Annotated in this window: 15 protein-coding genes; all 15 read right to left on the bottom strand. The window is 35.5% G+C overall.

Translation table 11 applies throughout. The features are described 5' to 3' along the window. Nucleotides 1-8: 8 nt before the first annotated feature. The gene (cheY, locus tag BM088_RS05980) at nt 9-392 is read right to left on the bottom strand and encodes a chemotaxis response regulator CheY (RefSeq protein ID WP_091981533.1); all 384 of its coding nucleotides are present in this window, start codon (nt 390-392) and stop codon (nt 9-11) included. Between the two features lie 45 nt (nt 393-437). Then, nucleotides 438-1,121 (bottom strand): RNA polymerase sigma factor FliA, encoded by a 684-nt coding sequence (locus BM088_RS05985; RefSeq protein WP_091981915.1) that lies wholly within the window; start codon nt 1,119-1,121, stop codon nt 438-440. Nucleotides 1,122-1,171: 50 nt separating this feature from the next. Next, complete coding sequence (locus tag BM088_RS05990) at nt 1,172-2,029, bottom strand: MinD/ParA family ATP-binding protein (RefSeq protein WP_091981538.1); 858 nt, start codon at nt 2,027-2,029, stop codon at nt 1,172-1,174. Further along, nucleotides 2,022-3,485 carry a flagellar biosynthesis GTPase FlhF gene (gene flhF, locus BM088_RS05995; protein WP_091981542.1) on the bottom strand — a complete coding sequence of 488 codons (1,464 nt, stop codon included), beginning with the start codon at nt 3,483-3,485 and terminating at the stop codon, nt 2,022-2,024. The genes BM088_RS05990 and flhF overlap by 8 nt, the downstream gene beginning before the upstream one ends. 19 nt (nt 3,486-3,504) lie before the next feature. After that, complete coding sequence (gene flhA / locus BM088_RS06000; protein ID WP_091981545.1) at nt 3,505-5,625, bottom strand: flagellar biosynthesis protein FlhA; 2,121 nt, start codon at nt 5,623-5,625, stop codon at nt 3,505-3,507. A gap of 74 nt (nt 5,626-5,699) precedes the next feature. Beyond that, nucleotides 5,700-6,830 (bottom strand): flagellar biosynthesis protein FlhB, encoded by a 1,131-nt coding sequence (gene flhB, locus BM088_RS06005; protein WP_091981549.1) that lies wholly within the window; start codon nt 6,828-6,830, stop codon nt 5,700-5,702. Nucleotides 6,831-6,887: 57 nt separating this feature from the next. Next, nucleotides 6,888-7,664, bottom strand: a complete 777-nt coding sequence (gene fliR, locus BM088_RS06010) for a flagellar biosynthetic protein FliR (RefSeq protein ID WP_091981553.1) — start codon at nt 7,662-7,664, stop codon at nt 6,888-6,890. 10 nt (nt 7,665-7,674) lie between these two features. Then, on the bottom strand, nt 7,675-7,944 hold the full coding sequence (fliQ, locus tag BM088_RS06015; protein ID WP_091981557.1) for a flagellar biosynthesis protein FliQ: 270 nt from the start codon (nt 7,942-7,944) through the stop codon (nt 7,675-7,677). Next, the gene (gene fliP / locus BM088_RS06020; protein ID WP_091981561.1) at nt 7,945-8,688 is read right to left on the bottom strand and encodes a flagellar type III secretion system pore protein FliP; all 744 of its coding nucleotides are present in this window, start codon (nt 8,686-8,688) and stop codon (nt 7,945-7,947) included. Further along, complete coding sequence (gene fliO, locus BM088_RS06025) at nt 8,681-9,085, bottom strand: flagellar biosynthetic protein FliO (RefSeq protein WP_091981565.1); 405 nt, start codon at nt 9,083-9,085, stop codon at nt 8,681-8,683. Before fliO ends, fliP begins: the two co-directional genes overlap by 8 nt. Next, nucleotides 9,082-9,489 carry a flagellar motor switch protein FliN gene (gene fliN, locus BM088_RS06030; protein WP_091981568.1) on the bottom strand — a complete coding sequence of 136 codons (408 nt, stop codon included), beginning with the start codon at nt 9,487-9,489 and terminating at the stop codon, nt 9,082-9,084. The genes fliO and fliN overlap by 4 nt, the downstream gene beginning before the upstream one ends. Nucleotides 9,490-9,551: 62 nt before the next feature. Next, nucleotides 9,552-10,646: a flagellar motor switch protein FliM gene (gene fliM, locus BM088_RS06035; RefSeq protein ID WP_091981572.1), complete on the bottom strand. Its 1,095-nt coding sequence runs from the start codon at nt 10,644-10,646 to the stop codon at nt 9,552-9,554. Nucleotides 10,647-10,771: 125 nt separating this feature from the next. Beyond that, a complete protein-coding gene (fliL, locus tag BM088_RS06040) occupies nt 10,772-11,305 on the bottom strand; it encodes a flagellar basal body-associated protein FliL (RefSeq protein ID WP_091981575.1) in 534 nt (177 codons plus the stop codon). Between the two features lie 73 nt (nt 11,306-11,378). Further along, nucleotides 11,379-13,307: a flagellar hook-length control protein FliK gene (locus tag BM088_RS06045; RefSeq protein WP_091981580.1), complete on the bottom strand. Its 1,929-nt coding sequence runs from the start codon at nt 13,305-13,307 to the stop codon at nt 11,379-11,381. 166 nt (nt 13,308-13,473) lie between these two features. Further along, entirely contained in the window at nt 13,474-13,920 is a 447-nt protein-coding gene (fliJ, locus tag BM088_RS06050; protein ID WP_091981583.1) for a flagellar export protein FliJ, read from the bottom strand. Nucleotides 13,921-13,933: the final 13 nt, after the last annotated feature.

Here is a 13,933-nt window from a genome sequence, read left to right on the forward strand (position 1 = left end):
TCCATGATTTAACCTAATCGCTCAAACACTTTTTCCAACTTGGTTTTTAGTGTGCCTGCGGTAAAAGGTTTAACAATATAACCATTTACGCCAGCTTGTGCTGCAGCTATTATTTGTTCTTTTTTAGCTTCAGCCGTAACCATTAAAACAGGTATATGCTTTAAACTGTCATCAGCACGAATTGCTCTTAATAAATCAATGCCCTGCATACCAGGCATATTCCAATCTGTAACAACAAAATCAAACTCTTGATTTTGCAACATCGGTAGTGCAGTGCTACCATCATCTGCTTCTTGGACATTGGTAAAACCTAAGTCTCTTAGCAAATTTTTAATGATTCTTCTCATAGTAGAAAAGTCATCAACTACAAGAATTTTCATATTTTTATCCAAAACATCCTCCTGTGAGGTACGAACTCAATGTTACAACCACTTAATTTAAACCCAGTCACTGATTTTAGCTTTTAGCCTTATCATTGCCTGTCCATGTATCTGACTAACACGAGACTCACTTACGTCAAGTATTTGTCCTATCTCTTTTAAATTCATTTCTTCATTATAGTAAAGAGATAATACAAGAGCATCTCTTTCAGGTAATGTTTTTATTGCCTGTAATAATGAAGCATTAAATTTATCATTTTTTATTGATGTAAACGGAGTATCACCAATATGTTTTTCTGATGAAACCTGAAGTACATCTTCATCTACACCTAAATCTTCAATTCCCAAGATTTTGCCAGAATTTACATCGTTAAGAATATGATGGTATTCATTGAGCGTAATATCAAGTTTTTCAGCAACTTCAATATCTTTTACTTCACGACCTAAAATAGACTCTAGTTCAGATATAGCTTGAGCAACTTGCCGGCTATTTCTATGAACAGAGCGAGGGACCCAATCACCCTTGCGAATCTCATCAAGCATAGCACCTCTGATCCTTATACCACCATAAGTTTCAAAACTCGCTCCTTTACTACCATCAAAGTTTTTGGCAGCCTCTATTAATCCAATCATGCCAGATTGAATTAAGTCATCAAGTTGAACACTGGCTGGTAATCGAGCCAACATATGATATGCAATTCGTTTTACAAGTGGCGTATGCTGTTCAACAACTTTTGCCATATTGTTAGTTTCGCTATAACCAGCTACTTTAATCACTAACAAAAATGCCTTTAGCGGTTAACAAGTTTTTCAATAAAAAACTCTAAATGACCCGATGGCTGATTAGGTATTGGCCATTTGCTTGCTTTTGTTGCTAATGTTTTAAATGCAATCGAAGCAGGTGATTTAGGAAAAAGATCAACTATCGTTTTTTGCTTACGTGTTGATTTTCTCATGTTTTCATCAAAAGGAACAGTGGCAACTAACTCTAATGCAACATCTAAAAATCTATCTGTTACTTTAGACAGTTTAGCAAAAAGTTCTTGCCCCTCTCTAAGGCTGCGAACCATATTTGCAATTATTTTGAATTTATATACTCCATGCTCTCGACTTAAAACTTTTATTAAAGCGTAGGCATCAGTTATTGAAGTTGGTTCATCACAAACAACCATTAATACATCCTGAGCAGCTCGAGAAAAGCTCAGTACCATTTCAGAGATACCAGCAGCCGTATCTACAATTAAAACATCGTAATCAGCGTTGAGCTCACTGAATGCACGAATAAGACCTGCATGCTCAGAAGGTGATAGTTCAACCATAGTTTGTGAGCCTGATGTTGCAGGCACAATTCGAATACCATGAGGGCCTTCAACTAAAATATCCTCAAGCTCACACTCACCAGATAAAACATGTGATAAATTTTTCTCAACCCTTAATCCGAGCATCACATCACAATTAGCCAGTCCTAAATCAGCATCTAAAACTAAAACTCGTTGACCTTGCTGGCCCATAGCGATAGCCATATTTAAAGAGACATTTGTTTTACCCACACCGCCTTTGCCGCCCGTTACTGCGATTACTTTCACGGCGTTATTATTTTGTTTCATTTTACGCAGGCCACTTGCTTGATCCATAACTGTATTAATCATACATTCCTACTGTTTGAGATTCTACCGTTGAATCTCTTTGATATTGTGCGTTTGCTTTTTTAGCATACAATTGTTCTGCTTTTTTAACCAATTTTTCAGCATTTGCAACTCGAATATCTTCTGGTACACGCTGACCATTGGTAAGATACCCTATTGGCAGACGATTTTGAATCGCAATACTGATAATTTCGCCTAAACTGAGACATTCGTCAAGTTTTGTGAAAATACAGCCACTTAACTGTACCTTTTTAAAGTGTTTTACCGTTTCTTGTAAGACACCCATTTGTGCTGTGGCACTTAAAACTAAATAACTACGTATATCTACTCTTACATTTCTCATTAGTGTATTTAATTGTTCTGTTAGACGTAAATCACGTTGACTCATTCCTGCAGTATCTACTAATACTAGACGTTTGCCTCGTAAATGATACAAAACTTCGGCTAATTCATTTGCATCTTTTACTTGTTTAACTGGACAACCAATAATACGCCCGTAAGTTGCTAATTGCTCATATGCACCAATTCTATATGTATCAGTTGTAATTAAAGCAACTTTATCAGCGCCAAATTTTTGTGCACCCAATGCAGCTAATTTAGCCACGGTTGTTGTTTTCCCTACACCAGTTGGTCCTACAAGTGCAAACACCCCACCATGTCGCAATATTTCATTGTTAGTAGTATAAAGCTGACTTTGAACCATTTCTAACAATACTTGCCAAGCTTTCTTTTCTGAAACATCATCAGGAATAAAACAGGCCATTTGCTCTGCTACATCATCATTTATACCCATTCCTTTTAATCTATCTATCATATAGGCACGAGTTGGATCTCTTCGAGCTAAATCTTGCGTCATTAAACCCGAAACTTGGTGCTCTAATAATTGACGTATCGCAGACATTTCTTCTTGCATAGCCAAAATTTCATTATTACTTTGGTCAACTATCTTTTTATTTTCAGCACTATTTTTGACTGAACTTTGAGAATTATTATTTTTAGACTCTTTATACCAAGGAGATTCAAATGATTCATCTGTTATATTTTCTACATTTTCATCTAGTGCTTTTTCAAACATATTTGAAAATTCACTTGATTTTGATTTAGCCGACTGACGATTAAGTAAAGCTTCTAAACTATCTGCAATATTTACCTCTGGTTCAGGTTTTGCTTTTAGTGGTTTTGGACGTACTAAATTATTTACTTTTGCCCGATATTGAGAGTTCATCTGAGTAGGAGCGGAATGCGAACCTAATGTTTGAGGTCTCACTTGATTTTGCTGTGCTACAGGCGGAGCAGATTTAACAGTCGGTGCAGCTTTGTCATAATCAATGGCCGCTACAATTTCAACGCCATCTGCCATTTTTTTATTTGACATTATTACTGCGTCCACGCCTAACTCTTCTTTAACTTCGTTAAGTGCTGTACGCATATCTTTTGCAAAAAAACGTTTAATCTTCACATTCTACCCCTTATCTAAATTATTGCTGACCGACAGAGCTGATAATTTTAATTTGTTTTTCATCTGGTACTTCTTGATAAGACATTACTCTTAAACCAGGAATTGTATTTTTAACAAATCGCGATAAAACAGTTCTTAACATACCTGAAGTCAACAATATTGAAGGTTCACCTGACATTTCCTGATTTTGATGTGCTTCACTTAATGAGTTTTGTAAACGCTCAGCAAGCCCAGGTTCAATGCCAGCACCTTCATCGCCTGCATTCTGAAGTGACTGATGCAACATCTGTTCCAACTCAGGAGCCAATGTTATGACAGGAACTTCATTCGAAGGTCCAGCCACATCCTGAATGATTAATCTACGTAAGGAAATTCTTACGGCAGCCGTTAATACGTCAGCATCTTGGCTCTTGGGACCATACTCAACTAGCGTTTGAACAATAGAACGCATATCTCTGATTGGCACGCCTTCATTAAGTAAGTTTTGCAAGACTTTGACTATGGTTGTAAGCGGTAAAATATCAGGCACTAAACCTTCAACTAACCTAGGGTGGCTTTTAGCTAGAATATCGAGTAAGTTTTGAACTTCTTCATGACCAAGTAGTAACGCGGCATTATTATGTAGTAACTGGCTTATATGAGTTGCAACAACAGTCGCTGCATCCACCACGGTATAACCTAATGATTGTGCTTCATCTTTTTGTTCAGGGCCTATCCATACAGCATCCAGACCAAATGCAGGGTCTTTCGTTTCAACTCCTGCTACAGGACCAAAAACTTGCCCAGGATTAATAGCAAGTTCATTGCCATGTTTTAGTTCTCCCAATCCTGTAGAGACCCCCATAAGAGTAATTTGATACGCATTAGGATCTAGCTCTAAATTATCTCTGATATGTACAGGTGGCACTAAAAAACCTAATTCTTGAGAAAGTTTCTTACGAACACCTTTGATACGACTTAATAACTCTCCTCCTTGTGCCTGATCAACCATTGGGATTAATCTGTAACCGACCTCTAAACCGATCACATCAACTTGTTGAACGTCATCCCAACCAAGTTCTTTTTGCTCTTGTGCCGCAGGAGCAACCGTACCATCAGCATTAGTCGTAAGCTCTCCACCTTCTCCCTGCGCACTTTGGCTATCTTCGATGCGGGCTTGTTTGTGTCCAAAATACCCTGTAGCTCCAATTACGACCCCTAAGAAAATGAATGCGATATGAGGCATTCCAGGTACTAACCCCATAGTGATCATAATTCCGGATGCAATATAAAGTGCTTTTTCATTACCCAATTGTTTTGTTATTTGCTCACCCATTTTATGAGATTCATTTTGACGGGTAACAACAATAGCAGTACCAATTGATAATAATAATGAAGGGAGTTGAGCAACGAGACCATCCCCTATAGTTAATAAAGTATATACTTCCATTGCAATACTAAAAGGTAAGTCATGTTGGATCATGCCAACAAACAAGCCACCTACAATATTAATAACTAAAATAACGATGCCTGCAATTGCATCACCTTTAACAAATTTACTGGCACCATCCATAGAACCATAAAAATCTGCTTCTCGCGTTACTTCACCTCGTCGGTCTCTTGCTTCATCTGCAGTTATAAAACCCGCATTTAAATCAGCATCTATTGCCATTTGCTTACCTGGCATAGCATCGAGTGTAAAGCGTGCTGAAACCTCAGATATACGACCCGCACCTTTAGTGATTACAACAAAGTTAATAATAATGAGTATAATAAAAACAACTAAACCAACAGCATAATTACCACCAATTACAACATTACCAAATGCAGCAATAACCTGACCCGCGGCATCTGGTCCATTGTGGCCTTCTAATAATACAACGCGAGTACTTGCAACATTAAGGGCAAGCCTTAAAACCGTTGCAATCAAAATAACCGTAGGAAAGGCACCAAACTCAACAGGTTTTAATGTATAAACTGTAATTAATAAAACAAGTAATGCCAGCGCAATATTAAATGAAAATAGCATATCTAATAAAAATGGCGGCATTGGCAGAACCACCATTGCAAGTGCTGCCAATACTAATAAAGGTGTACCAACACCTTTTAGATAATCCATTTTATCATTATTTATCTGGGTAAAAACGGCTTTTAAATCCATACAAACTACAATTTCAAAAAATTGACACTTGACTGGTTAAGGCAAAAATCATTCCATAGTGTTAATAAGTTTTTTTAGTGTTTAAATTCATCAGGGATGGGTAGTTTATTACTCAATTTAGTAGGTCTTTTACCACGACCTTTTTTAAACTGTTTAAGCTGAAAAACATATGCTAATACTTGTGCAACAGCAATGAATAACTGGTCTGGAATTTGAGCCCCAATCTCTGTGAAATGGTGTAAAGATCGAGCTAGTGGTGGAGATTCTAAAACAGGGATTTCATGCTCTTTAGCTATTTTTCTTATTTGCAATGCGATTTGATCAATACCTTTAGCCAAAACAATTGGTGCACCTGCTTTATCAGTATCATATTTGATAGCAACAGCATAATGAGTTGGATTCGTTACAATGACATCAGCATCAGGTACATCTTGCATCATTCTTCTTTGTGACATTTCTCTTTGTGTTTGTCTGATCCTTGCTTTAATTTGAGGATCACCTTCACTATTTTTATATTCATCTTTAATTTCTTGTAAACTCATTTTTAACTGTTTATTATGATTCCACTTTTGAAATGGTGCATCCACTAACGCAACAACAATTAAAGTACATGATAAGCCTAAAAATACCCAACTTAAAATCGTTAATGAATGCTCTATATTAGTAGGCACTGACTCCAAACTCAGATGTAAAATTTCATCAAAAAACTTCATAATAATAAAAACAGCCACACCTGCTACTAAACCAAATTTAAGCAAAGCCTTTGTTAATTCAATTGCAGCTTGTGGACCAAACATACGCTTAAAGCCCTTTGCTATTGATAATTTATTTGCCTTTGGAGCCGCAGCTCCCCAGCTAAAGTTAAACCCCCCTAAAAAAGTATTTCCAACAAACGCAGCTGCTAAAATAATTGAAACAAACATAGCCAAGCCAAACCATAATTCGCCAGCGACCTCCCCCCAAGCTGCAAACATTTTTGTTGTATCATAGGTTTCATCATGATTAAGACTTAGCATTCGGGTCATGATTAAACGTAAAGCGTTGCCAATATCAGGGCCGTACATTAATAACGAAACAGCAGACATAATTAAAACAAAAGCCGTACCCGTTTCTTTTGAACGGGCAATTTGACCTTTTTTACGTGCATCTTCTAGTTTTTTGGGAGTGGGCTCTTCTGTTTTTTCTGCTCCGGAATCTTCAGACATACAATTCCTTATTTTGTTTTACCTTAATTTTACTATCTATTAGAAAATTAAGGTTCATTAATTACACCCAACCATGCCACACATTAATTGAAGCATCTGACGCCATTGAAATTCAAACTGTGCAGTGAAATTACCAAGAGTTGCCCAAATAATGACAAGACCAGTCAATAAAGTGAATGGAAAACCAATTGAAAAGATATTTAACTGTGGGGCTGCTCTTGTCATTACACCAAATGACATACTAATAATCAACATAGCTGTTAAGGGAGCTAATGCTAATACAAGCGCAGTTGTGAAAAGCCAACCTCCCCACATTGCAATTGTTCTAAAGTTATCTATGTTCCACCATGTACCATCTATGGGAATCATAATAAAGCTATTTACAATCATTTGGACCATCATTAAATGTCCACCATAAATCCAGAAAAGCAAAGTAGCCAAAATCAAATAAAACTGACCAACTGCAGGTACACTTTGACCATTTGCAGGGTCTATTACTGATGCAAAACCTAAGCCTGTTTGCATTGCTAAAATTTGACCTGCTAAAACAAAAGTATTTAATAATAAAATAGATGCAAAACCGATAGCCACACCTATTAATAATTGTTGAATTGCAACCAAAATCATTTCAAATGAAAATAAATTAGTAAACTCTGAAGGCGGTATTGTGGGAAGAGCAACAAGTGTGATCATCATAGCTAAGGGTATTTTAATGCGACTAGAAACATTTCTCGCCCCAATGCCGGCCATCACCATAAGCATGCTAGAAATACGAATGAAAGGTAATAAAAAATCAGCTAACCATTGAATAATAATAGATAAGGGATATTCCATACTTATCTCATTAACCCATTACTTCTGGTAAATTCATTATCAGTGTTTTAAAAAAATCAACTAATTCTTGTGTTAACCAATGCCCACCAAATATTAACGCTAATAAAGTCACAATCAAACGTGGTAAAAAGCTTAAAGTTTGCTCATTAATAGAAGTGGCAGCTTGAAAAACAGCAACAACTAAACCAACTGTTAGACTAGGAATAATAATTGCCGCAACCAACTTTATTACTAAAAATAAAGCATTACTCATAATTTCGACAACGACTTCAGGTTCCATTTAACTACCTATACCAAAACTTTTAGCTAACGTTCCCATCACTAAACCCCAGCCATCGACCAATACAAAGAGCATTATTTTAAATGGTAAAGATACTATCATTGGCGAAAGCATCATCATACCCATAGCCATTAAAATACTAGCAACAACTAAATCAACAATTAAAAAAGGAATAAAGAACATAAAACCTATGATAAATGCAGTTTGAAGTTCACTGGTAATAAATGCAGGGATAATCACTAAAAAAGGGGTATCTTCTGGTTTATCAAGTTTATCGAAACCTGCAATTTGTGCAAAAGTTTCTAAATCTTTAATCCTTGTCTGCGATAACATAAATGCTTTCATGGGCTCTTTTGCCGCATTTAATGCCTCAAGAGAAGTCAAAGACTCATTTAGGTAAGGCGTTATAGCTTTTTCATTAACTTGTTGGTAAACAGGTGCCATTATGAACAAACTCATAAATAATGACATTCCGACTAATATTTGGTTTGAAGGTGTTTGCTGTAAACCGATTGCTTGGCGTAATATACCTAAAACAACAATGATCCTTGTAAAGGAGGTCATCATGATAACTGCGGCAGGTATAAAGCTTAACGCCGTCATCATTGCCAATACTTGTAAAGTCACTGAATAATCTTGTGAACCATTTGCATTAGTCGTGATAGTTAAAGCTTGTAGCCCTTGTTCAGCATACACATTGGGAGATATAAATAATATTAAGATAATGGCAAATAACTTATACATTTTTATTATTCTTTTGTTGAAAATTTGATTTTTTAGCACCTAATAGCTGACTAAAAGTTTTTGCCAGTTGCGGCATCTCTTTCGCTTCTAATGGTTTTTCCAGTTGATATAAATAGTTTATTGTTTGTGGTGTAACACCCAATAAGTGTTGTTTTTCATCAATTTCAACCACAATTAACCTTTCTTTACTGCCCAAAGGAATGGATCTAATCACTTTAAATTCATCCAAATCTGTTAAATGTGGATTAAACCGTTTTACCAGCATAGCCAAAATTACAATTGCAAAAATAACGATTGCTAACGACATGGCAACAGACATCAAGTTTTCAACCCCTGGCGCTGCAAATACATTATGGGCCTGTAAAAACAAAACGATAAAAAATAAACCTTTTTTCATCGTAGTTTTTTGATCCTTTCAATTTGGCTTATCACATCAGTCAAACGTATACCAAACTTGTCATTCACCACAACCACCTCACCATGGGCAATCAAAGTACCATTTACTAATACATCAAGAGGTTCACCTGCAACTCGATCCAGCTCAACTACTGAACCTTGATTTAATTGCAATAAATTACGAATACTAATGCGAGAACGTCCGACTTCCATAGAAATAGTTACAGGGATGTCTAAAATAGTATCTAACTTTCTTTTTTCATCAACCGTAATATCTGCTTTTTCATCTGTTAATTCATCTAATTCAGCAAGTTCAGCTTCACCTTCTTCACCTGTATCATCATCTCCTTCGGCTTCGGCTAAGGCCGCAGCCCATTCATCCATCGTATCTTGGTCATCGCTCATGTAAAAAACCTCTAAAAACTTTTTAAAATAAATATCAAGCTAATAAAATTAACTTATTAAAATTACCAATCTAAATCAACACCTTCCGATAAGTGTAAATCGTCCTCAAGCAATGCAAGTTCAGCATCAGAATCAAGCTTTTTACCACCTTTGGTAAATACATGTAGTTCAGACTTTACTGATTCTGGGCGCTTAATTTTTTCACTAATTTGCAATGCAATATTATCTCTAGAGCGCCCCATTTTAGCACGATATGTAGGTAAATCTTCTATAAATACAGTGATATGCTCAGGCATTTCAACAGGGATCACATCTCCCGCCTGTAGCTCCATAATTTGTGATAATGATAAATCGAATTCAAGCATTCGCGTTGATAAATCAACTTCAACGTCCATAATTTCATCTCGAAGTGCTTTACTCCAACGTAAATCAGTATCTTCGGTATCGGATTGCACACCGGCATCAAGTAATTCACGAATAGGTTCAAGCATAGAGTAAGGTAAAGCAATATGAAAATCACCGCCACCACCATCCAACTCGATATGAAAAGAGCTAATAACAACCACTTCTGTCGGGCTTACGATATTCGCCATTGCAGGATTTACTTCTGAGTCTAAATATTCAAATGAGACATCCATTACCGGAGCCCAAGCATCTTTATAATCTTCAAAAATAATTTTAAGCAACATCTGTACAATACGGCGTTCGGTCGGTGTAAATTCTCGACCTTCAATTTTGGCATGGTAACGACCATCACCACCAAAAAAGTTATCAACTAAAATAAAGACCAATCTAGCTTCCATGGTGATAAGGCCTGTGCCTTTAAGAGGTCTAAAACGCACCATATTTAAGCTGGTAGGTACAAATAATGTATGGATATATTCCCCAAACTTTATCATTTGTACACCATTAATTGATACTTCAGCAGTGCGTCGCATCATATTAAATAAGCTGATCCGCATATGACGAGCAAAACGTTCATTAACAATTTCCAGGGTAGGCATTCGCCCCCTGACAATTCGGTCTTGAGAAGAGAAGTCATATTGCAGGGCACTGCCTTCACCGGACTCACCACCTTCATCTTCTTCTTCTTCCTCAACATCATCAACACCATGTAAAAGTGCGTCAATTTCGTCTTGGGATAATAAATCACTCACCCTAAATCCTCATAATTAGAAAATTTATTCCTATCTTTAAATTTAACTAAAACCGATTCTATTACTAAAGAGTTAATAGCAAGTCCAAAGTAGAATCAACGCTTTAGACTTAGTTTAAAAGTTTATTATTGCATTACAAAACCTGTAAATAATACTCTTTCAACAATTTGATTGCCTTCAATTTCAGTTAATGCTTTTTGCACTTCTTGTAATGATTTATCTCGTAATGCTTTTTTACCCGCGCTAGTACTTAATGCATCAGCATTCGCTGTAGAAAAAATACTTAACAAGGTTCCTTCTATAAGAGGGATGTGTTTTTTAGCAGCCTCTTCATTTGCATCACTACGAACCAATAATTGAACTTTTATTTGAACTAAACGATCTCGTCCTGCCCCAGGTACATTAAAAACAAATGGCCTTGGCATACCAACATAAAGCGCAGTTCCAATTTCAGCGGAGTCCGCAGATTTAACTTCATTTTGAGCAGCTTCAGTTGATTCTTCAGCTAACGTTTCCTCAACTTCTGGCGCATCATCGCCTGACATCATAAAAAAAGCACCGATACCACCAACGACCAAAACAACAACAGCGATAATAATAAATAACATTTTTTTGCTTTTACCACCGGATTCTATTTCTAAATCATTTTCTTCAGCCATTATTTGTTCCTGATACCTTTTAATAGATAATTTTTATTGGACTATGCCTATCATACCAATTTCATTAACTATTTTAAGCATAAAAATCAACTCCTCCAAGTTTATTCCCCGCAACTTTTACAGTTGCGAGTACTTCCTCTTGTTCTGATGCATTATCATTTTGAGCATTCCCTCTCTGATTTGAGTCAGAATCATCACCTTGATCCTGTGATTGTTGCTGTATATCACTTTCACCTAAGTCAATCCCTTGCTCAGCTAACATTTCTCTAAGCTTTGGCATTGATTGTTCCAACAGCTCTTTAGCCTGCTGATTTTGAACAGTAAAATTTATTTGTGCTTGCTCAGCATCCGTTCTAACTCTTATTATCATACTACCAAGCTCTGGTGGGTCTAAACGGATATCCGCTTCAGGCTTATGTTGACTTAATAAAAATGTCACTCTTTCATTTAGTAATTTAGCTGCATCTGAACGCGCTATATTAATAGGTTGTTGTAATAACTTTTCGGTTTCTAATTTTGTATTGATACTTGTATGTGATGATGTATTAGCAGGTGTGCTTAATGAATCAGTTTGTTCAATAATAGAATCCGACTCTACTGCTGCACTTGAGTTAGGGTCAAGTTGCCTTATTAAATCATTAAAAACTGAATTTACCTGTGACTTTGTCATTTGGTTTGAAACTAAATTTTCGGTGTTTAAAGCGGGGTTTACCTGTTGAGTTTTAATTTCAGCATCTAATTTTACATTTTCAGGTAAAACCTCATCTTTAGAAAACTCACTATCATACTTCTTAATATAGCTATTATTACTTTCTAAAGTTTTTTGTGCTGTATCTTTACCTTGATGGGTATTTTGGCTTTGCAATTGAGAAGCAAGCTGCGCTATATTTGCATTTTCAACAAACTTTATTTCTTCAGGTAAAGCTGGTAGAGAGTCAAAATAAACGGCATCATCCTTTAAATCAAAACTTTTTTCGTCCGCAATTTTATCTATTATTGGTGCACCTACATATTTATCTGAAGTTATAGGCTTTTTCTCACCTTGTGATGAATTAAGTTTATCTAAATTTAAGAGTTCTTTTTCAACACCCTCATTAATAATAGCTTCACTTTTTTTAGATAATACTTCAACTTGTGATAATAATTGACTTAACTTCTCAGTATTATCTCCCTCTAAAGCCCCACTTTCGTCAATAGGAAAAATAGCTCCTAATACCAACTTAAGTTCATTTTTTTGTTCTGGAGAAAGTTGTGGTAACAACTGCTTTAACTGGTTAAATAACTTAGGCGAAATTTCACTATCTGAAGAGTTACCTATTTTTTTATCTCGTTTTACATCTAACATTTCAACAGGCTTATGATCTGACATTAACTGTATATTTGGCTTATTTTCTTTTACGACTTTTTCATCAAAATAGCTCAAGTTACCTTTTAAATCAGTTATTTCTTTTGAAATAAAATCATTCTTATCATCTTTAATTTCATTATTTGAAATAATATTTCCAGAATTTATCATTTTTTGAATATCAGATTTATTTTCCACTTTAATAACAGCATCAGATACAACTAATTGTGTTTTATAAGATTGCTGGAGTTGAGATAAAAAAGAAAAAACTGAATTTTCAGTAGAGCCTGCATTATTACTTGTGTCAGGTGCTATTGATAAGTCACCACTTAATAAATCCTCAGTTAGTAAAGCTTTATTTAATGTATTATCACTTTTTGCTAAATCAACTTCTGCAGACAGTAAATTATCATCGGTATTTATTAATGCTGTTTCCTCTGAAGTTACAGGCAAATTATTGCCACTTCCTTCATTATTTTTTTCTTTATGAGTACCTTTAAGTTCTTTATCATCGGATTGATTCGACTCACTTATTTGTGAGCTATACAAAGTTGCAAATATAGCACTATCACCATCATCTCCATTAGATGAAGCTTTAGTATTCTGTTTTGACTCAAAATTACTAGATTCAGATAATAACCTATCAATATTTACCATACTTGCCTCTTAGTATTAGTCGCCAGTTGTTAGCAACTTATTATCATATTCGTAGCCAATAGCAGCTAAAATTCAATCGCTTTAATTTATATTAAGCAATAAGTGAGCCAGTATATATAGAATTCAAACTAAGTAACTTGGATATAAAAAATAACTAGAAGTGGCTTTATAGTTGTCTTTGACGTTGAATAAACTGATTTGTCGTGAGTTCATCTAAATCAATTTGTTCAGCTTTATTCAATTTTGCAGTTTTTAATGCTTGTTTTTTGGCAATTAACTTTTCAATTGCTTTAGCTTTCATCTGTTGTTCAAGCCAAATTTCCTGCCTTTGGGCAACAACTTGCTTAGCGGTATTAATCACCTGAACTTGCTGATCCATTGCGTTTTCAATTTTAGTAATAAACGATTGAAAATGACTATAATTAGCTCCAGATAATCCGGCCTCACCTTTGAGTTGCAACTGTTTCATATAATCAAAACGAAACTCAGATAACCCAGTTAGCTTTTCTCTATTTTCAATAAGGTATTGCTGCGATTTCAAATATTCCATACGCAGCTTTTCTTCTTTATCATTGGTTATTTTTAAAACTAGTTCTAATTGTTTTAATGCCATGTAATTACCTTAG

It is taken from the genome of Pseudoalteromonas denitrificans DSM 6059 (assembly GCF_900112265.1).
Taxonomy (GTDB): domain Bacteria; phylum Pseudomonadota; class Gammaproteobacteria; order Enterobacterales; family Alteromonadaceae; genus Pseudoalteromonas; species Pseudoalteromonas denitrificans.